The 25467-nt window shown below is 69.2% G+C and carries 19 protein-coding genes and 1 pseudogene; 15 read left to right on the top strand and 5 right to left on the bottom strand.

The genetic code is table 11. The features are described 5' to 3' along the window. The first annotated feature begins 52 nt into the window (after positions 1 to 52). Complete coding sequence (locus ACFXJL_RS01295; RefSeq protein ID WP_384688256.1) at positions 53 to 430, top strand: hypothetical protein; 378 nt, start codon at positions 53 to 55, stop codon at positions 428 to 430. Positions 431 to 493: 63 nt separating this feature from the next. Here the strand turns inward: ACFXJL_RS01295 and ACFXJL_RS01290 are convergent, their stop codons facing one another. Together ACFXJL_RS01290 and ACFXJL_RS01285 are read right to left on the bottom strand one after the other, a co-directional pair. Continuing rightward, positions 494 to 2527, bottom strand: coding sequence for a M4 family metallopeptidase (locus tag ACFXJL_RS01290; RefSeq protein WP_358880497.1), 2034 nt, complete (start codon positions 2525 to 2527; stop codon positions 494 to 496). Positions 2528 to 2809: 282 nt separating this feature from the next. Continuing rightward, the gene (locus tag ACFXJL_RS01285; RefSeq protein WP_358880496.1) at positions 2810 to 2941 is read right to left on the bottom strand and encodes a hypothetical protein; all 132 of its coding nucleotides are present in this window, start codon (positions 2939 to 2941) and stop codon (positions 2810 to 2812) included. Positions 2942 to 3077: 136 nt separating this feature from the next. On the opposite strand from ACFXJL_RS01285, the gene ACFXJL_RS01280 reads away from it, so the two are divergent. Together ACFXJL_RS01280 and ACFXJL_RS01275 are read left to right on the top strand one after the other, a co-directional pair. Further along, positions 3078 to 4181 (top strand): saccharopine dehydrogenase, encoded by a 1104-nt coding sequence (locus ACFXJL_RS01280; RefSeq protein ID WP_384688251.1) that lies wholly within the window; start codon positions 3078 to 3080, stop codon positions 4179 to 4181. Next, complete coding sequence (locus ACFXJL_RS01275; RefSeq protein ID WP_358880494.1) at positions 4178 to 4801, top strand: TetR/AcrR family transcriptional regulator; 624 nt, start codon at positions 4178 to 4180, stop codon at positions 4799 to 4801. The genes ACFXJL_RS01280 and ACFXJL_RS01275 overlap by 4 nt, the downstream gene beginning before the upstream one ends. Positions 4802 to 4862: 61 nt before the next feature. Here ACFXJL_RS01275 and ACFXJL_RS01270 read toward each other — a convergent pair whose 3' ends face one another. Continuing rightward, entirely contained in the window at positions 4863 to 6236 is a 1374-nt protein-coding gene (locus ACFXJL_RS01270) for a serine/threonine-protein kinase (RefSeq protein WP_384637945.1), read from the bottom strand. Positions 6237 to 6539: 303 nt separating this feature from the next. Between ACFXJL_RS01270 and ACFXJL_RS01265 the strand changes: the two genes are divergently transcribed. Beyond that, positions 6540 to 7061, top strand: a complete 522-nt coding sequence (locus ACFXJL_RS01265; RefSeq protein ID WP_384688248.1) for a pyridoxamine 5'-phosphate oxidase family protein — start codon at positions 6540 to 6542, stop codon at positions 7059 to 7061. A gap of 379 nt (positions 7062 to 7440) precedes the next feature. On the opposite strand, the gene ACFXJL_RS01260 is transcribed toward ACFXJL_RS01265, so the two are convergent. Together ACFXJL_RS01260 and ACFXJL_RS01255 are read right to left on the bottom strand one after the other, a co-directional pair. Further along, positions 7441 to 9486, bottom strand: a complete 2046-nt coding sequence (locus ACFXJL_RS01260) for an ABC transporter ATP-binding protein (protein ID WP_384688244.1) — start codon at positions 9484 to 9486, stop codon at positions 7441 to 7443. Then, positions 9483 to 11378 (bottom strand): ABC transporter ATP-binding protein, encoded by a 1896-nt coding sequence (locus ACFXJL_RS01255; protein WP_384688242.1) that lies wholly within the window; start codon positions 11376 to 11378, stop codon positions 9483 to 9485. Before ACFXJL_RS01255 ends, ACFXJL_RS01260 begins: the two co-directional genes overlap by 4 nt. 259 nt (positions 11379 to 11637) lie before the next feature. Here ACFXJL_RS01255 and ACFXJL_RS01250 point away from each other — a divergent pair, with 259 nt between their 5' ends. The 11 genes and pseudogenes from ACFXJL_RS01250 to ACFXJL_RS01200 form a co-directional block, all read left to right on the top strand. Continuing rightward, positions 11638 to 12849, top strand: coding sequence for an Ig-like domain-containing protein (locus tag ACFXJL_RS01250; RefSeq protein WP_358880489.1), 1212 nt, complete (start codon positions 11638 to 11640; stop codon positions 12847 to 12849). A gap of 395 nt (positions 12850 to 13244) precedes the next feature. Further along, entirely contained in the window at positions 13245 to 14486 is a 1242-nt protein-coding gene (locus ACFXJL_RS01245) for an Ig-like domain-containing protein (protein ID WP_358880488.1), read from the top strand. Positions 14487 to 14577: 91 nt separating this feature from the next. Beyond that, positions 14578 to 15357 (top strand): enoyl-CoA hydratase/isomerase family protein, encoded by a 780-nt coding sequence (locus tag ACFXJL_RS01240; RefSeq protein ID WP_384688238.1) that lies wholly within the window; start codon positions 14578 to 14580, stop codon positions 15355 to 15357. A 327-nt stretch (positions 15358 to 15684) separates the two neighbouring features. Beyond that, positions 15685 to 16215, top strand: a complete 531-nt coding sequence (locus tag ACFXJL_RS01235) for an ATP-binding protein (RefSeq protein ID WP_384638132.1) — start codon at positions 15685 to 15687, stop codon at positions 16213 to 16215. A 488-nt stretch (positions 16216 to 16703) separates the two neighbouring features. Then, positions 16704 to 17510 (top strand): polysaccharide deacetylase family protein, encoded by an 807-nt coding sequence (locus ACFXJL_RS01230; RefSeq protein ID WP_384688236.1) that lies wholly within the window; start codon positions 16704 to 16706, stop codon positions 17508 to 17510. Beyond that, on the top strand, positions 17510 to 18739 hold the full coding sequence (locus tag ACFXJL_RS01225; protein WP_384637963.1) for a YncE family protein: 1230 nt from the start codon (positions 17510 to 17512) through the stop codon (positions 18737 to 18739). Before ACFXJL_RS01230 ends, ACFXJL_RS01225 begins: the two co-directional genes overlap by 1 nt. A gap of 253 nt (positions 18740 to 18992) precedes the next feature. Next, positions 18993 to 19646 carry an ADP-ribosyltransferase gene (locus ACFXJL_RS01220; RefSeq protein ID WP_358880483.1) on the top strand — a complete coding sequence of 218 codons (654 nt, stop codon included), beginning with the start codon at positions 18993 to 18995 and terminating at the stop codon, positions 19644 to 19646. A gap of 410 nt (positions 19647 to 20056) precedes the next feature. Then, a complete protein-coding gene (locus ACFXJL_RS01215; protein WP_358880482.1) occupies positions 20057 to 20296 on the top strand; it encodes an EF-hand domain-containing protein in 240 nt (79 codons plus the stop codon). Between the two features lie 117 nt (positions 20297 to 20413). Continuing rightward, positions 20414 to 21361, top strand: a complete 948-nt coding sequence (locus tag ACFXJL_RS01210; RefSeq protein WP_384688231.1) for a CopD family protein — start codon at positions 20414 to 20416, stop codon at positions 21359 to 21361. Positions 21362 to 21545: 184 nt separating this feature from the next. Further along, positions 21546 to 22766, top strand: a complete 1221-nt coding sequence (locus ACFXJL_RS01205; protein WP_384637970.1) for a S8 family peptidase — start codon at positions 21546 to 21548, stop codon at positions 22764 to 22766. A 401-nt stretch (positions 22767 to 23167) separates the two neighbouring features. Continuing rightward, a pseudogene (locus ACFXJL_RS01200) lies at positions 23168 to 25467 on the top strand (DUF11 domain-containing protein); the annotation flags it as partial.

Genomic DNA, 25467 nt, shown 5'->3' with positions numbered 1-25467 from the left:
TCGCCGCGGAGGTGGGCGGCACGACCGCTGCCCGATGACGGAAGGCGTACGCATGAGCTCTGAGCACCCTCCGTCCGGTGGTCCGCGGGAGGCGCTGGAGCGGGCCGAGTATGTGGTGACCGCGGAGATCGGGCCGCCCGTCGACACCGTGGCCGGTGTGCCGGTCCACACGGTGAGCACGGTGGGTCTCCCGGTGTTGAAGGGCGATGAGACGGGCCACCCCGGGCTCCGGGTCGCGGCCACCCCCGCGCCCGGTCCCGACAGCGCCCCCGTCGATCCGCTGGTGGGGGTGCGGCGGGCGGTGCTCTTCCTCGTACGGGATGAACGGGGTGGCCACTGGCGCACCCTGGTGCCGGGGGTCCTCCCGGTGACGGGCGACGGCGGGCCGCTTCCCGACCACTGGCCCGGCCAGGGGGACGGGCAACGGTGAAGCCCGGGAGGAACGGAGTCCCCCCGGGCTTCATCCGAACCGGCCGGTGGCCGGACCGGGTTGTCAGAAGGTGAGCTTGAAGCTGTTGATGTACCCGGTGTCCTGAGCGGCCCGGTCCTGGACCCGCAGCTTCCAGGCTCCGTTCGCCACCTCGCCCGAGGCGTTGACGGTGTAGGTCGTCTGGACGTTGTCCGCGGAGTCCGAACCGCTGTACGGCTTCAGCGGGAAGACCGTGCCATCGGGTGCGACGAGGTCCACCACCAGGTCACCGCGCCAGGTGTGGATGATGTCCACGCCCACACGCAGGGCGGCCGGCGCATTGCCGGTGCGACCCGAGACCGTCACCGTGGAGGTGACCGCGGCGCCGTTGTCGGGGATGGCGACGTCGGTGTTGTTCTCGAAGACCGTGCCCGGGTCCGGGTTGCCCCCGCCGGGACGGGCACCGACGTTGACCGCGGCCCATGCGTCGGTGATCGACTTCACCTCGGGGCTGGTGGCCCCGTACAACTCGGTGGCGACGGCCAGGGTTCCGGCGCGCGCTCCGGCGTAGTTGGTCGTCGAGTTGAACTTCGTGGTGAGCGCCTTGTACCAGATCAGCGCGGCCTTCTCACGGCCGACGCCGGTGACCGGCAGCCCGTCGCTGGTGGGCGAGTTGTAGTTCACGCCGTTGACGGTCCGGGCTCCGCTGCCCTCGGAGGCGAGGAAGAACCAGTGGTTGGCCGGGCCCGAGGAGTAGTGGACGTCGACGCTGCCGATGCCGGCGTACCAGTAGTCCTTGGACACGCCGTCCTTGCTGGGCTGGTCCATGTACCGCAGCGGGGTGCCGTTGCCCCGGATGTCGATCTTCTCGCCGACCAGGTAGTCGCCGGGGTCGGAGGCGTTGGCCCCGTAGAACTCGACGGCGGCGGCGAAGATGTCGGATGTCGCCTCGTTCAGACCGCCGGACTCTCCGCTGTAGACGAGCTTCGCGGTGGCCGATGTGATGCCGTGGGCCATCTCGTGGGCGGCCACGTCGATCGAGGTGAGCGGTTTGGCGTTGGCCGCACCATCGCCGTACGTCATGCAGAAGCAGGAGTCCTGCCAGAACGCGTTGACGTAGTTGTTGCCGTAGTGCACGCGGGAGGAGGCGCCGACCCCGTCCCCGCGGATGCCGCTGCGACCGTGCACATTCTTGAAGTAGTCCCAGGTCAGACCGGCTCCGTAGGCGGCATCGGCGCCTGCGGTCTCCAGGTTGGCCGGCTGGCCGTTGCCCCAGATGTCGTCCGGTCCGGAGAACAGCGTTCCGGTCCCGGAGGTGGCCCGGTTGAGGTTGAACGTCTTGTGGCTGCCGCGTCCGGTGTCGGTCAGGTTGAACGAGGACCCGGATCCGGAACTGCCCAGCGTGACCTGGCCGCTGTACTGGGTGTTGCCGGTGCCGTTCTGCACGGCCTGCCACTCGTAGAGCTTCGCCCCGCTGCTGGCATCGGTGATCACATGCAGCTCATTGGGGGTGCCGTCGTGCTGGAGACCGCCGACGACGGTCTCGTAGGCCAGTACCGGCTTTCCGCCCTGCGCCAGCCAGACCACCTTCCGCGGAGCACGATCCGCGGCGGTCTTGGTGGACCCCTCGGCCTTCGCCCGACCCAGCGCCTGCTTCTCCGCGGCGGCGGGGGCGAGAGCGGCGGCGGTGTTCACGTTCTTCAGCGTCGCCGCCGACGCCTTGCTGACGGACTCCGTCGCTCCCGCTTTGGTCTCGGCGACCACGAGGTCGCCGCCGAGCACCGGCAACCCCGCGAAGGTGCGCTCGTAGCGGGTGTGGGTGGTGCCGTCGCGGTCCTGCGTGACATCGCGGACGACCAGCTTCTCCTGGGCGGTGAGTCCCAGTTCCTTGGCGGTGGCGGCCGTGGTCGCGCTCTGCTGACGGATCAGCTCCGCACGCTGAGCGGGGCTCAGGCTCAAGGGGAGTGCGCCGGGATCGGGCTTGCCCGCCTGGGTGGCGCCGGGTGCGGCGGCGGTGGGCTGGGCAGCCGCGCCGGATTGGAAGCCGACGGCGAGCAGTGCCGCGGTGGCTATGAGTGCTCCGGTCGCGGTGGCGCGCCGGCGATGCGTGGGTCTCACGCGGACTCCTTCTGCGAGGGGGTGACGGACGGCGGGGTGGGTCGTCCGGGCAGAGCATGCGGAGCGTGTGGTGCGTGGTACGTGGTGCGGGGACCGGGGGAAGAGTTGCAGGAGCGCGTCACTTCTGTCAGGGCCGCGTCAAGAATTTGGCTGGAAGTCGTCCGTTGACCGTGCGGTCATGTTCGTTGAGCGGTGAGCTCGTTGCCGCGCCAGCCGGAGGGACGCTCCGTGTCGCCGGAAAGTGGCTGCGTACGCCCTGGTTCCCCCGGTCAAAGGTGGGGTTCACGCCTCGGCGGCCTCGATCTCTCCAGCGGTGATCGCGGCGCCGGCTCCGGGGGAGCGGGTGCGGGATTCGGCGGTCCGGGCGCCCTCGTCCTGTGGCCAGAATTCAGCGGCCAGATCTCGGTGGGCCATGGCCGTGCGCCCGGGGCTGCCGCGCGCGCTGGCCGCCCCCCTGCTGGCGGGTCGTCGGGCGCTGAAGACTGGATGTCGAGCGGTGCCGAGTCCTGCGTCGACGCATTAATAGGTCGCATGACCTATATTGGGGCCCATGGACGATGAACTCACACTCGACCCCCAGGGCCCGGTCCTCCTCGTCGGGGGCTACGGCACCGTCGGCGCCGAGCTCGCGAAGCTGGCCGCCCCCCACTGGCCGCTTCTCCTCGCCGGCCGCACCGTGGCACGCGGCGAGGCAGTGGCCCAGGAGACCGGCGCCCGGCTGGTGCGCTGGGACCTCGCCGACCCCACCCCCTTCCGCGAGGCCGTCCGAGCCGTGATCAGCGTGGTCAACGACCCGGACGACCGGGTACTGGAGGCCGCCATCCACGGCCGAGTGCCCTACGTGGACGTCACCCGGTGGACCGCCCGGATGCAGCGAGCGGCAACCGTCGCAGCCCTGCTGCGCCCCACCACCCCGGTACTGCTCTCGTCCGCCTGGATGGGCGGTGTCGTGCCTCTGGTCGCCGCCGCACTCGCCGTCGAACTCGGCGGCGCCGACCAGGTGGAGACCGCCATCCGCTGGGACCTCGCCGATCGCGCCGGCGCTGACTCGGTGGAGTTCATGGATCGCCTGGGACTCGACTTCGAAGTCGTCCGGGACGGCCGACGGCAGACGATCATGCCGCTCAGCGACGCCCGGCGCGTCCGCATCGGCGCGAGCGACACCAAGGTCGCCACCATCGACACCCCGGAGCAGTTCACCCTGCCGCTCACCCTCGGCACCACCACCGCGACCACCCGCATCGGCTTCAGCTCCGCGTCCTCCACCTCGGCGCTGCTGGCCGCCCAGCGGGTCGGCTTCTTCCGTTGGGGCCGAGGAGAGCGCTTCACCTCCACCCGGCGCGCCCTGCTCTACTCACCCGGTGAGGGCGGCACCGCCCGGCTCCGCATCGACGTCCGGCACGCGGACAGAACCCGGACCGCAACCGTCGAGGACCCGGCGGGCCAAGCCCACCTCACCGCCCTCGGTGGGCTGCTCGCCCTCCGACGGGTCCTCGGTGCGGACGGCGCGCCCGCTCCGACCGGTGTCGTCTTCCCCGAACAGGCCCCCGACCCCGTACAGGCACTGGAGCAGCTCGCCGCCCACGGTGTCACGGTGAGCCTCAGCGACATCCGTACCGATGTGCCCGCGGCGGCACCGGGGCGGGCGGGATGAGCGACTCCAGCCCATCGACCGGCCGTCCGACCGGCACCGGGAAGGGCGCGCTCAAACGCGCGGCCCTCCTGGACGCGGCCGAGACGGTCCTGTTCACCGCGGGATACGCGGAGTTGTCCATGCGGGCCGTCGCCGCTGAGGCGAAGGTCCGCCTCGGGCACCTCCAGTACTACTTCCCCACCCGCGCCGACCTGGTCGGCGCGGTCCTGGCCCGGGTGCTGAGCCGTTCGCTCGACCGGTTGGAGCCGCTGCTCGCCCCCGAAGCGCCGGTGCAGCCCCCGGACCCCGCGGCGATGGTGCGAACCATCCTCGCCGAGCAGGAGGACCCCCGACTGGTGCGGCTGTTCACCGAACTCTGGGCGCTCGCCGCCCACGACGACACCGTCGCCTCGGCCGTCCGCGGCTTCTACCGCAACTACCAGGACCAGGTCTGCGCCTTCCTGCGCTGCCATCGTCCCGATCTGTCGGAGCGGACGTGTCACTCGCGGGCCGCGGTGTTCACCATGCTCATGGAGGGGGCGTCACTGTTCCGCTCGGGGATCGCCGACCATCGCACCGCCGCGACGGACGCCGAACTCCTCACCCTGGCGACCACGCTGCTCACTGCGCCGCCCGATTGACCCGGTCCGCTGACCCGGTCCGCTCAGGCACCACTCGGTCGGGCGTGGTCCTCCGGATTCCTCAGCGGGCTCTGAACCCGAGATGCGTCATGCTGGCAACCACGCTCGCCACCTTCAACTCCACCACGATCTGGCCCTTCGTCCACTTCGTCGTCGAACCGTCAGGCGCACCCAGCGTCTCCAGGAACGCATTCGGCATTCGCTCACGGTCCTTCGCGTCGGGGTAGAAGGCCACCAGGCACAGTTGGCCCCGGTCGTTGAAGGCGTACTGGGTGGGCATCACGATCCCGCAGAACGATTCCGGTCCCCGGCCGGTGACCCACCACTCGCCGTTCTCCTGTGCGGCGCCGGGAAAACGTGCCTGGAACTGGGCGACCGTCGCCCCCCATGCCAGGCCGTTCCAGCCCTGTTCGATCGCCTGGGGATAGGAGACCGTCGGCGGTACGTCGGCCGCTTGGCGCCGACGGGTGGGGAAGAGCCGTGCGAGGCCACGGCGCTGCTTAGGAGGCCCGGGCGTCTCGATGTCACCGATCGCACCTTCGGAGGGGGCGCCGCCACCGAAGGTGGGATCCTCGATCTCCACTTCACCGATCATGGTGGTGATGGGTTGCGGCAGCCAGTCCTCGCCGCCGTCCACGCCGGTGAACGTCTCCAGTATCTCGACCATCGAAGGACGATCGCCCGGCGCCTTGGCCAGGCAGGCTGCCACCAGACCGCGTAACTCGTGGTCGACGAGCGAGAGATCGGGAGTCTCCTGGACAACCCGGTACAGCACGGCGGCAGGATGGCCACCGCCGAACGGCGCAGCGCCGGTCGAGGCGAAGGCCAGTACGGATCCCAGCGCGAACACATCGCTGGCGGGACTGATCTCGGCGTCGCCGCGGGCCTGTTCGGGGGACATGAAAGCCGGAGTCCCGGAGATGACGCCGGTGGCCGTCTGTGAGGTGGCCTCCAGAGCACGGGCGATACCGAAATCGATGACCCGTGGGCCGTCGGCGGCCAGGATGACATTGCCCGGTTTGAGATCACGGTGCACCAAGGCGCAGTTGTGGATGGCGATCAGCCCTTCGGCCAGCCCCGCCGTCAGCACGCGTAGCGCCTTGGTCGGCAGTGCGCCGTGCTCGGCGACCGCCGCATGCAACGAGGGTCCCGGCACATATGCGCTCACAAGCCAAGGGCGGTCCCCGTACGGGTCTGCGTCGACGACCTGAGCGGTGAAGAACCCGCCCACCCGTCTGGCCGCCTCCACCTCCCGGGCGAAGCTCCGTCGAAACCCCGAGTCCGTTCCGTACTCCGGGCGGATCAGCTTCACGGCTACGGGCCGACCACCCGCGGAGTATCCGAGGAAGACCTCACCCATGCCACCCGTACCCAGCCGGCCCACCAGTCGGTAGCCGCCCACTCGATCCGGGTCGCTCGGCCGTAACGCTTCCATTGACACTCCCGTCTTCGGCCAGCATCCCCTGAACGAATCTTTTCAGATGAGATTGATCCGTATGCGGAAAAGGACGGCCGTCCTGGAGCATCTGACGGATACCTTGTGCCGCCGCTGTGGCACGCCTGCGGCGGAGGCCCCTTGCCGCTGTCCGGGGCCCTTGGGGCATCGAACCCCGGAGTCGTATGGCTGCCGTGCACCGAACCATCGACCATCGACCATCGACCATCGACCATCGACCATCGACCATCGACCGTATCAATGACGACAGAGGGTGTCGGGTTTACGGCCGACGATGGACGTATGCGCGAAACCCCAGAAGAACTCGACAAGCTCCAGTCCCTCCTCGACTCCTCCCTCTCCGGCTCGACCGCACACCTTCGCTCGATCGTCGAGGGCCGCACCATCTCGGCGGCGCAGCTCACCAGGGTCCTCACCGGCATGTGCACGCTTGCCCTCTCCACGGTGACCGCAAAGGGCGAACCGCGGATCAGCGGCGCCGACGGGCACTTCCTCCACGGCCGGTGGCACTTCGGCACGGCGCGCAACGCCGCCAAGGCCCGTCATCTCGCGGCCCGTCCGGCCGCCAGCGTCGCGCACATGCGCGGCGAGGACCTCGGCGTGTTCACCCACGGCACGGTGGAGGAGCTGAACCCCGAGGACGCCGAGACCACGGCCGACTGGCAGGAACTCCTCGCGTACTTGAAGGACTTCTACGGCCAGGACGACGCCTTCGACTGGAACCGCGAGGTCGTCTACTACCGACTGACCCCGCACTGGATGACCGTCTACGCCCCCGACCTCGACAAGCTCGCCGGCGCATGACGCCGGGCCCGTCGACGAGGGCCTACACCTGCGCGTACGTGGGTGCGGCCGGGCAGGTCGCCGACGCGTACCGTCCCGAGTAATGCGCCTGGCCATGGACGGAGCGAAACCTCCGCCATGGCACCGACCGGGTGAAATCCGCCAACCGCAGATCCCTGAAGGGGATCTTCCGCACCGACACGTCGCGTACCGGATCGATGCCATCGGCTGTTCGAGCTCTCCACGCCGCCGGACTGGACTCCGAGCAGGCATATGCAGAAGCGTAGTTACTATCCGCAGTCAATCTGCAGTCAATGCGCACCCGAACACGGAATTGCGCATTCATTGCGTATCTTGCGCGACCATCGCGCACTCAAACGCGGAACCTAGCTCCGTCCGCTCACACCAGGCTGTCCCGCCACGCCCGGTGCAGTCGGGCGAAGCGTCCCGTGCCGCCGATGAGTTCGGCCGGGCTGCCGTCCTCCACGATCCGACCCCGGTCCATCACCAGGACCCGATCGGCGACCTCCACCGTGGAGAGCCGATGCGCGATCACCACGGCCGTGCGTCCGCGCAGCACCGTGTCCATGGCGTGCTGCACCGCGCGTTCGCCAGGGATGTCCAGCGAACTGGTCGCCTCGTCCAGGATCAGTACGGACGGGTCCGCCAGCAGCGCCCGGGCGAAGGCCACCAGTTGACGTTGACCTGCGGAGATCCTGCCGCCACGCTTGCGGACGTCCGTGTCGTAGCCGTCTGGCAGAGCGACGATGAAGTCATGGGCGCCCATGGCCTTCGCGGCCCGTTCGATGTCTTCGCGGGATGCGTCGGGACGCCCGATGGCGATGTTCTCGGCGACCGTTCCGGAGAACAGGAAGGACTCCTGGGTCACCATCACCACCCCGCGCCGCAGTTCGGGCGTGGCCAGGCTCCGCAGGTCCACGCCGTCGAGGAGGATGCGCCCGGCGGACGGATCGTAGAACCGGGCCAGCAGCTTCGCCAGCGTGGACTTGCCCGCTCCCGTGGCGCCGACGACCGCAAGCGTCTGACCTGCGGGGATGGTCAGCTCAAAGGGAGGCAGCACTTCGCCACCGGTGCGGTAGCCGAAGCTGACGTGTTCGAAGACCACCTCTCGGCCGGGGTGTTCGCCGCGCCGGGCAGGAAGCTCGGTGGGGTCCTTGGCCTCCGGTACGGTCGGTTCCTGGGCGAGCAGCCCGGCGATCTTCCGCAGTGATGCGGCGGCGGACTCGTACGAGTTGAGGAACATGCCCAACCGGTCGATCGGGTCGTAGAGCCGCCGCAGATAGAGCACGGAGGCGGCCAGCACACCGAGTGCGAGTCCCCCGTCCGCCACCCGGTAGGCGCCCCACAGGACGATGCCGGCGACGGCGGTGTTGGCGACCAGGCGCGAGCCCATCACATAGCGCGCCATCTCCAGCAGCGAATCGCCGTTACTGACGCTGTGGCGCTCGTTGACCTGGGCGAACGCTCGGTCGTTGGCTTGCTCGCGGCGGAACGCCCGCACCGGACGGATGCCGTTCATGGTCTCCGCGAACTTGACGATGACCCCGGCCATGGCGGTGGAGCGTTCGCTGTAGATGACCCCCGCGCGCTTCTGGTAGAGCCGGACGAGCAGATAGAGCGGGATGAAGGACGCGACGGCCACCGCACCGAGGCCCAGGTCCAGCCAGAGCAGCATGATCGAGATGTAGACGAACGCGAGGATCACATTGATGAGTTCCTGGAGGCCCTCCTCCAGGAGTTCGCGCAGGGACTCCACGTCCGTCGTGGACCGGGAGATCAGTCGGCCCGAGGTGTAGCGGTCGTGGAAGTCCACGCTCAGCGCCTGTGCATGACGGAAGATCCGTCCACGGAGGTCGAGCAGGACGTCCTGGTTGAGTCGACCCGACACCATGATGAAGAGGTACTGGAGCGCTCCCGCGCTCAGTGAGGCGACGGCGTATCCGACGGCCACCGCGATCAGCGGCCCGTAGTCGTGGTCCCGGAAGGCCGGCACTCCGCGGTCGATGGCGTACGCGACGAGGAGCGGACCGGCCTGGATGGCTGCCTGCTGGAACAGCAGGATCACCGCGACGCGCAGAACCCGGGCGCGATGAGGGGCCAAGAGCGACCGCAGCAGCCGGCCGGTCGCACCCTTCTCGGACGGCAGGTCGTCCTGGTCGAAGGGGTCTTCGACCCTGCTGGCCCGGAGGGGTTCGACGGGCTGTGGCGGCACGGCGGGCGCCGCACCGGATGCCAGGGGGGATCCACCGTCGAGGGAAGGTGTGTCCTGCGTGGCGTTGACGGGAGCCGTACGGTCGGTGGGGGTGACGGCCGACTTCGGGGCCGTCTCTGCCTGCCCAGGGTGTCGAGCGTCCGACGCAGGGTGCCGGCCAGTGTCCGTACTGCCGGGCCCGCCTGATTCGGCGGGCTTGCTGGCGGCGGTCATCGTACGTTTCCTTCCAGGGGACTCTCGATCGCTGGGGCCGGGACGGTCGAACCGGCTCCGGACGCACGCTCCGGGTCCGTGGTGGTCTCCGCGCCCGACATCAGCCAGGCGTACTCCGCGTTCGTCCGCAGCAGTTCCTGATGTGTGCCGACGGCGGCGATCCGCCCCTGTGACAGCAGGGCCACCCGGTCCGCGAGCAGCACGGTGGAGGGTCGATGGGCGACGACGAGCGCGGTGGTCTCTTTGAGGACCTGGCGAAGCGCGGCTTCCACCAGTGCCTCCGTGTGGACGTCCAGCGCGGACAGGGGGTCGTCGAGCACCAGGAACCGGGGGCGTCCGACGACGGCGCGGGCCAGTGCCAACCGCTGGCGCTGCCCGCCCGACAGGCTCAGCCCCTGCTCGCCGACCTCGGTGTCCCCGCCCTGGGGCAGGGCGTGCACGAAGGACGCCTGCGCCACGTCGAGCGCGCGCTCCAGATCACCGGGTGCGGCGGCGTCGGCACCCATCAGCACGTTCTCCGCGACGGTCGCCGAGAAGAGCGTCGGCTCCTCGAACGCCACCGAGACCAGGGAGCGCAGCCGTTCCCGCGGCAGTCGTGCGATGTCCTCGCCGTCCAGGGTGATCCGGCCGGCCGTCACCTCGTGCAGTCGCGGCACCAGTGCGGTCAGGGTGGTCTTGCCGCTGCCCGTGCCGCCGACGAGGGCCATCGTCTCGCCGGGGCGGACGGCGAGATCGATCCGGGCGAGCACGGGCACGCTGTCCGGCGCCGCATCGGGGTAGCGGAACTCGACCCCTTCGAATCGCATCTCGCCCTTGGTCGCCGCCTTGTCCAGTGACGGCTTCGCCGTCGCGGCGGCGGAGGTGTCGTCCTGTTCGGTGGGCCCGCCCGGGGTCGCGGACTCCGGTTCGACGTCCATCACCTCGAAGTAGCGGTTCGTGGCCGTGGCGGCTTCCTGGCTCATCGCCAGCAGGAAGCCGATGGACTCCACCGGCCAACGCAGGGCCAGTGCGGTGGAGAGGAAGGCCACCAGGGTGCCCGCGGACAGCGCGCCGTCGGCGACCTGCACGGTACCGAGGACCAGGGCGCCGCCGACGGCTATCTCGGGCAGCACGGTCACGGCCGCCCAGATGCCCGCGAGCAGCCGTGCCTTGACCAACTCCGTACCGCGAAGCTTCCGTGCGAGCTCGTGGAACGCCCGGGCCTGGCTGCGGTTGCGTCCGAAGCCCTTGACGATGCGGATGCCGAGCACGCTCTCCTCGACCACGGTCGTCAGATCGCCGACCTGGTCCTGCGCCTGTCGCGCGGCCACTGAGTACCGCGATTCGAAGTAGGAGCAGAGGATGAACAGGGGCACGATCGGCGCCAGCAACACCAGACCGAGGGTCCACTCCTGCCAGAGCAGGATGATGAACCCGACCAGGATCGTCGTGCCGTTGACCAGGAGGAACGTCAGCGGGAACGCCAGGAACATCCGTACCAGCATCAGGTCCGTGGTGCCGCGCGACAGCAGCTGCCCCGATGCCCACCGGTCGTGGAAGGCCATCGGCAGCCGCTGGAGGTGGGCGAAGAGCGCGGCGCGCATACGGGCCTCGACCCCCGCTAGTGGTCGAGCGACCAGCCAGCGCCGGAAGCCGAACAGGATCGCTTCGGCGATGCCGAGGACCAGCAGGACGAACGCTCCGAGCCAGATGCCGCCCGTGTCCCGGTCGGAGACCGGCCCGTCGACCATCCACTTCAGGACCAGGGGGATGACCAGGCTCATGCAGGAGGCGACGATCGCCACGACGGCCGCGCTGAACAGCCGTACGCGGACCGGTCGCACGTACGGCCACAGACGCAGCAGCGATCGCACGACGGATTGGTCCTTGGTGGCTACATGTGAAGTGGACATCAGGAGCGAGCCTACGATTGATTCCTGACATCACTCACCTGAATTTATGAGCGATCCGCGTCACTTCTCGGCCTTTCCCGCGCTCGGTGGCGAGCTCCGCATCTCCCCGTCGGAACCCCGGTACGCGCCCTCCGCTTACGCTCGGGCACCATCCGGATCGGCCGCTGCTCCAAGTCCCATCTGTCCCGAGGCGTACACAAGTGGCGGATCATCCCATTTCTCCACGTTTCCCTACCGGGCTGTGGTCGTTGGGTGGTGCGTGAGACATGTACTGAAGCGGGCCGGACGGGGCGTAGCCGCCGCCCTGACATGCGCAGGACTCCTGGGAGCCCTCGCCGGTTGCAGCGGGAGCGGCATCGGAGCCTTCGGCAAGCCGCCGTCACCCTCGGACACCATCCGGGTCGTGCCCGAGGACGGTGCCAAGGGGGTCACCACCGGTGGTCGGGTCGAGGTCCGGCTGCCCAGTGGGCGGCTGGAGCGCGTGAAGGTGATGCGCATCGAGAGCGACGCCCCCGCTCCGGTGGCCGGCAGCATCTCCGCCGACGGCCTGCGCTGGCACCCCGCCGAGGGCACCCGGCTGGATCTCGCCGCCAAGTACAGCGTCGACGTGGTCGCCCTCGACGCCCACGGCCGCCGCTCGGCGCGCCACACCACCTTCACCACCGCGGTTCCCGAGAACAGGTTCATCGGCTACTTCAAGCCCGAGAACCGGGCCACCGTGGGCACCGGAATGATCGTCTCCTTTGACTTCAACCAGAAGATCGCGGACAGGGCCGCCGTGGAGAGGGCCATCAGGGTCACATCGGAGCCCCCGGTGAAGATCGCCGGCCACTGGTTCGACCGGGACCGGCTCGACTTCCGCCCCGAGGAGTACTGGGAGCCGGGCACCGAGGTCACCGTCGATGTGCGGCTGCGCGATGTGGAGGCGTCCCCCGGCGCCTACGGCATCCAGAACAAGCGGATCACGTTCACCGTCGGGCGCTCCCAGGTCTCCCTGGTGGACGCCGAGGCCAAGACGATGCAGGTCCGCAGGGACGGGCAGCTCCTGGCGACGGTGCCGATCACCGCGGGTGCGCCCAAGTCGACCACGTACAACGGGAAGATGGTGGTCAGCGAGTTGTTCGACGTTACGAGGATGAACGGCAGGACCGTCGGATTCGGCGGTGAGTACGACATCAAGGACGTGCCGCACGCCATGCGGCTGACCGAGTCCGGGACCTTCCTGCACGGCAATTACTGGGCAGCCCCGGAGATCTTCGGACAGGTCAACGTCAGCCACGGCTGTGTCGGACTGCGCGATGTGAAGGGCGGCAGCGCGGACACCCCGGCCGGTTGGTTCTTCGACCGCACGATCGTCGGCGATGTCGTCGAGGTCATCAACTCCCCGGACAAGCAGGTCGCTCCCGGGAACGGCCTGAGCGGATGGAACATGCAGTGGGCGGCGTGGCAGCAGGGTTCCGCCCTGCGCTGAGTCGGCCCGCCCGGGTGCCGATGCTCTCGACGACGCCGTGTCCTGCCGCCGCTGCCCGACCCGGTTGCGTCCCTCGCGCCCTCGCCTCCTCGTCCCGGGCGCCGTCGCGGGCTTCGGTTCCGGCGACGCCCACGCCACCCGGCCCGGGTGCCGCCGCACAGCCCGGGCCGGGAAGCCCGTGGTCAGCGACTGTGTCCGAGCCTCCCCGAGGAGCACCGAAGGCCCGGACGCCCACTCCCCCTCCGACCGTTGAGTCCCCTGCTCCTTGGGACTGAACGGTGACAAACACGCGAACAATCCACGACCACGTGTGTGATTGTCTGGTCGATGTGCGTGTGAGAAGCCGCACGGGGGTGAGGGCCTAGGCGGGGCCGGGCCGTGCGAGGGGAGAGGCCATGAAGAACGGGCATCCGATATCGGGGACATCGGTTGACCGTCCTCGACGCCGCGGGCGTTCCGCGCTGGTCGCGGGGGCCGTGGGGGCGATGTTGGTCCTGGTCACCGCCTGTGGCGGAAGCAGCAGCGCGAAGGACGAGAGCAAGGGCGGGGGCAGCGGGAAGGTCGGCAACTCCGCCTCCCAGGCGGTCGTCACCGTCGCCCCGAAGACCGGCGCCACGGGCGTCGCCACCAGTGGGGCGCTCAAGGTCACTGCTGCACAGGGCAAACTCACCACGGTCACGGTCCAGGACGACAAGGGCGTCACCGTCCAGGGCAAGATCTCCGCCGACGGCGGCTCCTGGGAGCCGCTGCACCATCTGGCCGCCTCCACGCGCTACAAGGTGCACGCCGTGGCCAAGGACAAGGACGGACGGCAGTCGGCGAAGGACGCCGTCTTCACCACCCTCGTACCGAAGAACACCTTCATCGGGCACTACACCCCTGAGGACAAGTCCACGGTCGGGGTCGGCATGCCGGTCTCCCTGAAGTTCACCCGCGGCATCACCAACCCGGAGGTGGTCGAGAAGGCCATCAAGGTGACGGCCGTGCCCGCCGTGCCGATCGAGGGCCACTGGTTCGGCAACGACCGGCTCGACTTCCGGCCCGAGAAGTACTGGGCCCCGGGCACCAAAGTCACGGTCGCGCTCAACCTCGACGGCGTCGAGGGGCGTCCGGGCGTCTACGGCAAGCAGGCCAAGACCGTCTCGTTCACCATCGGCCGCAGTCAGGTCTCCACCGTGGACGCCACCTCCAAGCGGATGAAGGTCGTCCGGGACGGTGTGCAGATCAAGGACATTCCGATCACCGCCGGAGCGCCCTCCTCGACCACCTACAACGGTCAGATGGTCATCAGCGAGAAGTACAAGGTCACGCGGATGGACGGGGCCACGGTCGGATTCGGCGGCGAGTACGACATCAAGGACGTGCCGCACGCCATGCGGCTGTCCACGTCCGGCACCTTCATCCACGGCAACTACTGGGCGTCCGCGGGCACCTTCGGCTCCCAGAACGTCAGCCATGGGTGCGTCAGTCTGCGCGATGTCCGCGGCGGCGGCGACCCGGACGCCCCCGCCCGGTGGTTCTTCGAGAACTCCCTGATCGGCGATGTGGTGGTCGTGCAGAACTCCGAGGACAAGCAGATAACCCCGGACAACGGTCTGAACGGCTGGAACATGTCCTGGGCGGAGTGGACCAAGTAGAAGTCGAGCGGGACGCGCACGTCCCCGGGCCCGGTGCTGTCTTTCTCACAGCGCCGGGCCCGCTCGCGTTAGCGCCGGTTAACCTGCCTGCATGACGACTGCGACGACCGTGACCCTCGACGTCCTCGACGGTGTGGGCACCATCCGCCTCGACCGCCCGCCGATGAACGCGCTCGACATCGCGATCCAGGACCGCTTGCGTGAGTTGGCCGAGGAGGTCGGCCGCCGTGACGACGTCCGGGCGGTGGTCCTGTACGGCGGGGAGAAGGTGTTCGCGGCGGGTGCGGACATCAAGGAGATGCAGCGCATGGACCACGCCGGAATGGTGGTGCGGGCCCGGGCGCTCCAGGAGTCCTTCACCGCCGTCGCCCGCATCCCCAAGCCCGTGGTGGCCGCCGTGACGGGGTACGCCCTCGGTGGCGGGTGCGAACTGGCACTCTGCGCCGACTTCCGGATCGCGGGGGACAACGCCAAGTTGGGGCAGCCCGAGATCCTGCTGGGCCTGATCCCTGGCGCGGGCGGTACCCAGCGGCTCGCCCGGTTGATCGGACCTTCCCGGGCCAAGGACTTGATCTTCACCGGCCGGCAGGTGACCGCTGACGAGGCCCATGCGCTCGGCCTGGTGGACCGGGTCGTTCCGGCGGCCGAGGTCTATGAGCAGGCGTACGCCTGGGCGGCCCGGTTGGCGAAGGGGCCGGCGTTGGCGTTGCGCGCCGCCAAGGAGTGCGTCGACTCCGGACTGGAGACCGACCTGGAGACCGGGTTGACGATCGAACGGAACTGGTTCGCCGGGCTGTTCGCGACCGAGGACCGTGAGATCGGTATGCATAGTTTCGTGCAGGACGGTCCGGGCAAGGCCGTCTTTCGCTGACCGGGCCTCTTTCGCAGGGTCCTTTCAGTAGTCCGATCTGTCGTACGGGGGGGTGCCTTTATGGCCTCCGTCAGGTCCGGGAGCCCGGTCCATGGGGTGCTCGGACCGGGCGGGTCGTCCTCTCGGCTGTCAGGGGTCATGAAAAGCTCGTGGTCAGGGCGTTGCCGAGGTGTTGTTGACTGCATGTCAATATCGATCCGGACAGGGGTCGAGGCCGCCGCGGAGCCCATGGGCATATGTCAGGGCCATGGTTGGAACGCCTTCGGAACGGTCAACTCCGCGGTTCGCATTCCAGGGGATCGACCACGTGCGCCCAATCCAGCGGCCATGATGGGGGGCATGGCGGGCCTTGAGGGTGTGGAACAGCCGCGACAGCGAGGTGGCGCTGTCGCCACTCGTTCGGCAGTCACCGTCGAGGACGAACAGGCCCTGCGGGCGCTGGAGTTGTTCGGCAATCCGACCGATGAAGAGATCCGTCTGCCGTCCCGCCCCGAATCCGCCGCCACCGCTCGACGGCTCACCCATGGCGTGGTGGCCCGCCAATGGGGTCTGTCCGCGCAGACTGCCGAGTACGCGGTGCTGTTGGTCTCGGAACTCGTGGGCAATGCCGTGCGCCACACCGGTGCGCGGGTGTTCGGCCTGAGGCTGCTGCGCCGCAGGGGCTGGATCAGGATCGAGGTGCGCGACCCCTCACGCGGGCTTCCCTGCCTGCTGCCCGTACAGCCGATGGACATCAGCGGAAGGGGCCTCTTCCTCGTGGACAAGCTCTCCGACCGCTGGGGCGTGGATCTGCTGCCGCGGGGCAAGACCACCTGGTTCGAGATGCGCGTGCCCGAGCGCCACTCCTCCTCGATCTGAAGTGTCGACATCGGGGGAGTGTGGACGGCCGGGTGGATGGCCACGCGCCCGTCCCGGACCGCGTCGCCCGCTTGCTTGGCTCCGCCCTCAGGGGGTGTGCAGTGGCATGCTCGCCGCGGTGAAACACAGAAGCCCCCGGCGGGCCGAGGGTATCGGCGTGTGCCGGAGGCATCTGTGAAGCGCCGCGGAATGGGGGGTGTCTCCACGGCCGCTGATGACGACCTGGCCCGGGTCAAAAGGGGGTCGTGCTTCGACTATGACAGAAGAGCCGGGTACGCCAAAATCTTGCATCGCCCATATGGTGTAAAAATGCCTATATCCCACAGGATCTATAGGTGAAGTGGTTCTGTGGCCTGGTAAATAGTGGATAAAGGCGGCCTGTGGGGGGTGTTTCCTTGATCTGCTCTTGCGTGGCGAGGCGACCCGCAGTGGCGGCAAATTAGGGCAATCGTCATTTTTTACCCACTTCGCCCCTACTGTGCTCTTCCGTGACCTCGATCGACCGCCGCCGCGCCCTGCGCACGGGAGCCGGGGCCGCCGTCGCGGGCGCCCTCGCCACCGGCTGTGCCGGTACGGGGCCGGCGTCGACCGGCTCCCGGCAGCCTGCCGCCCCGCCTCCCGAGACGCCGCGCCCGGCCGCTCCCTCCGGCGGGCCGCATGCCCGGCCCGCGCCCACGGCCCGCCGCTTCCCCGGGCAGCCGGCCGAGATCACCCACGGCCCCCGCGATCGCGATCGGGTCGCCCTCACCTTCCACGGCCACGGCGATCCGGCCACCGCGCGGGCGGTGCTCGCCGAAGCCGAACGGGCCGGCGCCCGGATCACCGTTCTCGCCGTGGGCAGTTGGCTCGACGAACACCCCGATCTCGCCCGCCGGATCCTGGACGGCGGCCACGATCTGGGCAACCACACCCAGAGCCACCTCACCATCACCGACATGGACGAGGCCGATGCCCAGGCGGAGATCGTCGGATGCGCCCGAAGGCTGCGAGCCCTGACCGGTTCCATCGGCAGCTGGTTCCGACCGTCGCGCACCCAGCACTCCACCCCGCTCATCACCCGACTCGCCCAGCGGGCCGGATACCCCCACGTCCTCTCGTACGACCTCGACTCCCTGGACTCCACCTCGCCCGGGGCCACGGCCGTGACCCGTACCGTCACCGGGCAGATCCGGCGCGGATCGGTGGTGAGCCTCCACTTCGGCTACGCGGACACGGTCGCCGCACTGCCCGCCCTCCTCGACGATCTCGACCGCCGCGGACTGCGTGCGGTGACCACCACGGAGCTGCTGAGCTGATGGATCCGACAACCACCCCCCTGAGAGTCACCCGACGCACCGCAACCCTCATCGCCGGGGCACTGATCGCCCTGCTCGCCGGATGCGCCAGCGACCCCACCGAGACCGCGGCGAGCGGCACCGAGGCGGAGAGGGCCAAGGCCGCGGCCAACCGCACCAAGGCCGCGCCTCCCGCCGCACCCACGAAGGCCGTCCCCGCCGGGCTGCCGGGGATGCCACCGGTCCTCGACCCGAAGGACATCTACGCGGCTGACCGCCCGGGCAAGCTCTCGCCGGTGGTGCGCAAGTTCCCCTCCCGGGTGTACGTCCCCAACACCAACTCCAACACCGTCTCGGTGATCGACCCCACCACGTACAAGGTCGTCGAGACCATCCCCGTCGGAGTGCAGCCGCAGCACGTCGTCCCCTCCTGGGACCTCAAGACGCTCTGGGTCAACAACAACCGCGGCCACACGCTCACCCCGATCGACCCGGCGACCGGGAAGGCGGGCAAGGCGGTCGAGGTGCACGACCCCTACAACCTCTACTTCACCCCCAACGGCAAGTACGCCGTCGTCATGGCCTCGCTGGATCGAGAGCTCGTCTTCCGCGATCCCCAGACCATGGAACGCAAGAAGACCGTTCCGGTGAGCTGCTACGGGGTCAACCACGCCGACTTCTCCGCGGACGGCCGGTACTTCGTGGTCTCCTGCGAGTTCTCCGCTGAACTCCTCAAGGTGGACACGGAGAAGATGGAGGTCGTCGGACAGCAGAAGCTGCCGTTCAAGGGCGCGATGCCCCAGGACGTGAAGATCTCCCCGGACGGCAAGACCTTCTACATCGCCGACATGATGGCCCACGGAGTCTGGGTACTCGACGGCGAGAAGTTCACCACCCCCAAGCTCATGGCCACCGGGAAGGGTGCACACGGGCTGTACGTCAGCCGGGACTCGCGCGAGATGTACATCCCCAACCGGGGCGAGGGATCGGTCTCCGTCTTCGACTTCGCACAGAACAAGCTGACGAAGAAGTGGTGGCTCCCCGACGGCGGCAGTCCCGACATGGGCGGGGTCTCGGCCGACGGAAAGGTGCTCTGGCTGTCGGGACGCTACGACTCCGAGGTCTATGCGATCGACACCAGGACCGGCAAGCAACTCGCGCGCATCCCGGTCGGCGGCGGTCCGCACGGCCTTGCCGTCTACCCCCAGCCGGGGCGCTACTCCCTCGGCCATACGGGAGTCTTCCGCTGATCTCCGCTGGTCTCCACTGATCGGCAGGTTCGCCGGTGGGGCGGGGGCGTCCCCCGAGCCGCTCCCGCCCCACCGGCCCCGCGGTCCCGCCGCCCGCACCCAGTGCCCCATCCGGGCGTGGCCCCTTCCCGACGTGACCGAACGCCCGCCGCACCATGGCACCCCGTCCACGACGTCACCCCCGTATGTCGACCCGCCCACCTGTGGGTGACGTTCCCCGCCGTGACGTCATACGGCCGACAGGGTGACCCTCATGATCACCACTCGTCTGCGGCGCCGCGCCGCCGTCCTGGTCCTCTCCCTGTCGGCCGCACTCATCCCCGCCGCGAGCACCTCTGCGGCCTCCCCGTCCCCCGTCGCCGCGCCGGCCACGGCACCGGTCGTCACGACCACCGCCACGAAGGCCGCGCCCGCGGGCTCCTGCCCCGTCGTCGCGGACCGGCTCTACGCCGCAGCCGACCTGCGGGTGGACATCGACCGCATCACCCCGAACCCGTCCTGGCGGGCCAACTGCAACCAGCTCTACCGCGCCGACGGCCGCGGCCCCGAGATCATCTTCGACCAGGGCTTCCACCCCAAGGCACCCCTGGACGGGCAGTACGACATCGAGAGCTACGTCCTGGCCAACCAGCCCTCTCCCTATGTCTCGACGACGTACAACCATGACCTCTACAAGTCATGGAAGAGCCCCTGGAACTACTACATCGACGCACCCGGAGGCGTCGATGTGAACAAGACGATCGGGGACACGCACAAATACGCGAGCCAGGTCGAGGTTGCCTTCCCCGGCGGTGTGGCGCGGGAGTTCATCGTCGGGGTCTGCCCGGTCGATCTGACGACCAAGACCGAGATCATGAATGAGTGTCTGGACAACCCCCACTACGAGCCCTGGCGCAAGGCGTTCTGAGCCGCTCGGTGCCTCTGCCGGTCGAGGAGAGGGCTTCCACGGCGACCGGTGCGAAACCCGCCCGTGGGAACGTCCGCACACGGGCGGGCGTTCCCCGGCGCCGACTGCGCTCGCCCCCGCCGAGCCCACGCCGAGCCCCCGCCCGGCTGTCGCCGGGCACCGCAGCCCCTCGGGTTCGGCTGCCCGAACACCGTCGTCGTTCCTCGGTCGTCCCTCCGTCCGACGGGGTGCGGGGGTGTCTCCTTGTGTTGCGGAAAGCAGTCCGGCCAGGCCCGTTCCGTACGTCCCACGGGACGTACCGCCGTTCATCGCCCTTCATCGCGGACCGCCCCGGGGAGGCGCGCTCCGGGCTGCGGATAATCTGATCCACATCAGTAGTGCGAACGTGCACGTGTAGGAGGGGCAAAGCAGTGGCGGACATCGAAGCAGCGCGCAGGGCGTTCGACCGGTACGACATCAACGGGGATGGTCGGATCACGGCGTCGGAGTACAAGAGCGTGATGGCGCAGCTGGGCGACTTCAACGTCACCGAGACCGTTGCCGAAGCGGTCATCAAGACCAAGGACACCAACGGTGACGGCGAGCTGACCTGGGAAGAGTTCTGGGACTCGCTGAACAAGGGCGGCAAGCCCGCGGGGGAACCGGCCTGACGTAGGGGAGCGGCTCCCCGGCGAGTTGGTCGGGGAGACTGCCCCCGGCCCGCTCGCCTCCGGGGGCTGTGAACCGGCCGGTCCGCCATGTACCCGCACGCTCGTAATGATCCAGACGTGAGTTCCTCCGCCGCCGTGTCCGACGACGGACTGCCCCACCGGGGCGGTCGGTCCGCCGTGCTGACGTCGGCCCTCGTCCTCACCGCCCTGGCCATCGCCTACTTCGGCACCCGCTTCGCCATGCACGGCACCGGCGAACTGCCCATCCCCGCGGCCGGTACGGCCACGCTGCTGCGCACCGTCGTCTTCGTGGCCCTAGCGATCCACCTGGGAGAGCTGGTCGGAGCCCGTCTGGCCAGCCGAGGAGGGCAGCCGCGCTCCTGGGCCACGGCCGCCGCACTGGCGGGAGCCGCGGGAGCCGCCGGCCAGATCGTCCGGCTCGCGTTGGTGAGCGACATCGACATGGCCACCGCGTACGGCACCCGCGAGGGACAGCTTCTGCTGATCATGGCGAATGGTTTCCTCGCCGCTGCCGGCTGTATCGCCCTGCGCCGTCCTGCCCTTGCCGTGCTACCCCTGGCGTTGGTGATCGTCGCGGAGGCGATCCGTGCCCACCCCGAGCCCTACAGCCCCGAATTCGGTGCCGCCCTGACGGTCTGCCATCTGACCGCCGCGTCCCTGTGGGTCGGGGGGCTGCTCCATGTCCTCCGCGCACTGAGACTGCGCAGGCCCAATCGTGCGGACGCCACAGCCGTCCTCGCCCGCTATGCGCGTCTGGCCGTCTGGCTCCTTGCCGTCCTCGCCGTCACCGGCACACTCTCGACCCTGCGACGGTTGCCGCCCGACGTCGTCTTCGACACGGCGTACGGCAAGGTCCTCATGGCCAAGGTGGCCCTGGTGGTGGTGGCGTGCGCGCTGGCGCTGGTCGCCCGCCACCGGATGGTGCGTGCCCGCCCCGACGCCGAGCTCCCCGCCCGGGTGGAACTCGCCGTCCTCGCCATCGCCCTCGTCGTCTCGGCGATGCTGACGGTCGTCCCCGACCCCCAGTGGCTGAGCACTCGATGAGTTGAACGGGGTCACTCGACCAGCGGACGAGAGCGTACGACAGCGCGTCGAGCGCACGGGCGCTGGTCCATCCGGGGAGCGTTGCTCAAGTCCCGGGTGGCGCAAGGACGAAAGCAAAGATGTTGGCCGCTCGCAGATCGCACCAACCGCGAGCCGTTTCGTCCCAGACATCTAGGAGCACTGCATGCGCCTGCGCGCACGCCGGGCATCAATCGCCCTCCTGCTACTCGCCCCCCTGCTCTTCGGGGGGACCGATGCCGTGGCCGGCACCGACAACAGTCCGGTGCCGATCGAGCGCTCCTCCCAGGCCATCCCGGGCCAGTACATCGTGAGCCTCAATCCCGACCAGCCCGCCGAGGCCGTGCTGCGCCAGCTCGGGGTGAAGGCGATGTACACGTACGACACCGCCCTGCGCGGCTTCGCGGCCCGCCTCTCCGCGACGCAGCTCTCCGCGGCTCGCACTCTCCCCGCGGTCCGGGCCGTCGAGGAGAACACCTCCATCCACCTGGTACAGCCGGCGCGGACGGCCCGGACCGCTGGATCCCAGTTGCCCGATCACCGGCCGCGGCGAAGCCTGGCTCCGGCCGAGAGCTGGGGGTTGGACCGGATCGACCAGCAGGCCCTGCCGCTCGATGGCCAATTCGACGCCGTCGCGACCGGCAGCGGCGTGACCGCGTACATCGTCGACACCGGCATCGACACCGCGCACGAGGAGTTCGACGGCCGGGCGTCGGTCGGCTTCGACGCCATCGGGGACGGTCGCAACGGACAGGACTGTCAGGGGCACGGCACCCATGTCGCGGGCACCGTCGGCGGCGCCACCTACGGTGTGGCCCGATCTGCCTCCCTGGTCGCGGTGCGGGTGCTCAACTGCACCGGTGGCGGCACCCTGGCCGGGGTCCTCGCCGGATTCGACTGGGTCGCCCAGAACGCCCAGCAGCCCGCCGTCCTCAATGCCTCACTCGGCGGTGATGCGTCCAGGGCGCTGGACGAAGCGGTCAACGAGGTCGCGGAACGAGGTGTTCTGCCGGTGGTCGCCGCGGGCAACGAAGCCCAGGACGCCTGCGATGTATCACCCGCCCGGGCGTCCGACGTCTTCACCGTGGGGGCGACCGACAGCTCGGATCGCCAGGCCGACTTCAGCAACTACGGGACCTGCCTGGAGGTGTACGCCCCGGGTGTGGACATCACCTCCGCCCGGCTCGGCGGAGGCTATGTCTCCCTCGACGGCACATCCATGGCCAGCCCCCATGTCGCCGGGGTCGCGGCCCTGCTGAAGGAGAACTACCCGGCAGCCGCGCCGGAGGACGTCAGCCTCTGGCTCACCGACAACGCCACGGAGGACGTGATCAGCCCCATCAGTGCGGCTTCGCCCAACAGGCTGCTCCACACCGGCGGGCTGTGACCCCCGGATCGTCCCATGGCCGGTGGGGCGGGCTCCACGTTCCGAGCCGCCCCACCGCTGACGCACCCGCCACTGATGGACCCACCACTGACGCACCCGCCACTGATGCCCCCGGTGCTCAGCCCGCCGTGCCGGGCTCCCGGGGTGTCCGCGGGCCCTCCCGGCCGTTGTGACGTGCAGTGGAGCGTGTTGTGTACGTCGATTCGGCCGCCGTCCCCAGGCAGGCGAAGTTCCCGTAGCTGCCCTCACGGCGTCCAGACACCTGGACGGGGCCGTCCGAGTGCTTCTGCGGCATGTCCGAGAGCATGTGCGTTCATCCGTAAATCATTTCGCTACACCATGCGCAAACTGACCGCACATTCCGGCGAAGTGGTCATGCGAGCGAATGGAGCGCACCTTCGATGCGTGGATGTTCCGGTGGTCTGCGTCTGAAAGTGCTGGCCGTCTCCGCTGTGGTTCTGGGTGCCCAGGCAGTGGCGATGAACTTCGCCGTGCCGGCCGCTCATGCGACGGTTCCCCCAACGCCCGGGGTGCCTCAGCCGCCGTCCGTGCTCTACTTCGAGGATTTCGAGACGAACACGGGGAAGACCCCGCTCCTCCTGCCCGCGCATCAGGGCGCGCCGCCGCTGAACCAGACGTACACCGCTGATCCTGCCTGGCTGGAGCCGGCCGACTGCAACGGCATCGTGCTCAACCAAGCGGGTGGCAATCAGCCCGCCTGTGAGGCCCGGAACGCCAGGGGCATGGCGGTCCTGAAGGGGCAGGCGAAAGTACTGGGCCAGGTGGGCGGGGTGACCGACCCCTCGCTCAACCATGTGGTCTCCGCGTACACGGACACCACCGACCCGGGCGCGAACAAGGTTGAGTTCCAGACGCGAACCCCTGTTCCCCTCGCCCTCACCGGCCGCTTCATCACCTTCTCGGTCGATGTCGCGGCAAGCGGCTGTACGGTTTCCGCGCCGCTGTTGGAATTCCATCTGACCGGTGACGGGACGGACGTTCCGGTATTCAGCTCGCCGATCGATCCCTGCAACGACGCCAGGGCACAGACCCATCCCGGCGCAGCCGGTGACCGCATCAGAGCCGGGTCGTTCCCGAGCAACGGCTCGGTGCTGTTCTCAGGGTCTTCGCTCGGCGTCAAGATGGTCAACGCCAACGGCAGCGGGCTCGGCAACGACCACGCGTACGACAACATCCGAATCCTCGATGCGACACCGCGGTTGGACATGGAGTTCAACCCGGCCACGATCTCCGCGAACGGCACCTCACGCCTGACGTTCACCATCACCAACACCACCGATCTGGCCGCCAAGAACGGTTTCGGACTCCAGGACGCGCTCCCTGTCGGGGTGGTGGTCGCGCCGACGCCGAACACCGCCACCACGTGCGGCGCTGGCACGGTCACCGCGGAGGCGGGCGGCGCCTCGATCGCCCTGGTGAACGGCAGTCTCGCCACGGGGGCGCCGTTCTGCACCGTCACCGTGGAGGTGACCGCGGCCCGCGAGGCTGCGTACGTCCATCCGTCGACCTACGTCACCCCGGCCGGGCTCAACCCGCCCGCACCGGCGACCCTGTCCGTCACCGCCCCCGGGCCCTCCCTCATGACGAGTGCGGCCGAGCCCTCATTCGTCGTCGGTCAGGAGATCCACTACACCCACACCGTCACCAACAACAGCACCGCATCCCTGAGTGCGGTAGCGATCACCGATGACGGCCCGGGCACATCGACCGTGCCCTGCTCAGCGGCCACCCTCGCGCCCGGCGCCTCGCTCGACTGCACGGCGACCCGAACCGCCACCGCAGCCGATGCGGCCTCCGGCACGATCACCTCGACCGCTTCCGTCACCGGAACCACACCCGACGGCGCCGAACTCACCGGTACGGGTAACCGGGTGGTGATCCCCCTTCGCTCCCTCACCGTTGTGAAGACGGCAGCCGAGAGCGGGTTCGACACGGCCGGTCAGGAGATCCACTACACAACCCGGGTCACCAACAACGGGCTGGCCCCACTCACCGACATCGGTGTGACCGACGACAGCCCAGGCACCCCCTCCGTGACCTGCCCGCCGACCGTACTGGCCCCCCGCGCCTCCATGAACTGCCTCGCCACACACACCACCAGCGCGGCCGATGTGACCGCCGGCGGGATCGTCGGCACCGCGACGGCAACCGGCAACAGCCTCGATGGAAGACCCGTCACCGCAACCAGCCACACCCTCACCGTCCCCCACACCCCTCAGGCCGATCTGTCGGTGGAGCGGTCGGGGCCTGCGACGGTGGTGGCGGGTGGTGTGGTGGAGTACTCGATCACGGTGACGAACCATGGTCCGAGTGATGCGACGGGTTGGTCGTTGGTGGATCCGATTCCGGTGGGGTTGGCTGATGCGGCCACGACGACGGCGGGTTGCGCGATCATCGACATGACGCTGGCGTGTACGGGCGGACAGCTCGCGGACGGTGCCGACTTCGACATCGTCCTCACCGGCAGGGCGGCCGGGAACGCGACGACCACCATCGCCCACACGGCGACGGTCGACGGCGAGGACCTGGACCCGGACCTCAGTAACAACGAGGACACCACCACCACGGAGGTCGCTCGGAGCGTCGATCTGTCGGTGGAGCGGTCGGGGCCTGCGACGGTGGTGGCGGGTGGTGTGGTGGAGTACTCGATCACGGTGACGAACCATGGTCCGAGTGATGC

Origin of the sequence: Streptomyces sp. NPDC059256 (genome assembly GCF_042753785.1) — a bacterium.
In the GTDB taxonomy this organism is placed as follows: domain Bacteria; phylum Actinomycetota; class Actinomycetes; order Streptomycetales; family Streptomycetaceae; genus Streptomyces.
The sequence above is the reverse complement of the archived record's forward strand: the minus strand, read 5'-3'. Positions and strand labels throughout refer to the sequence as shown.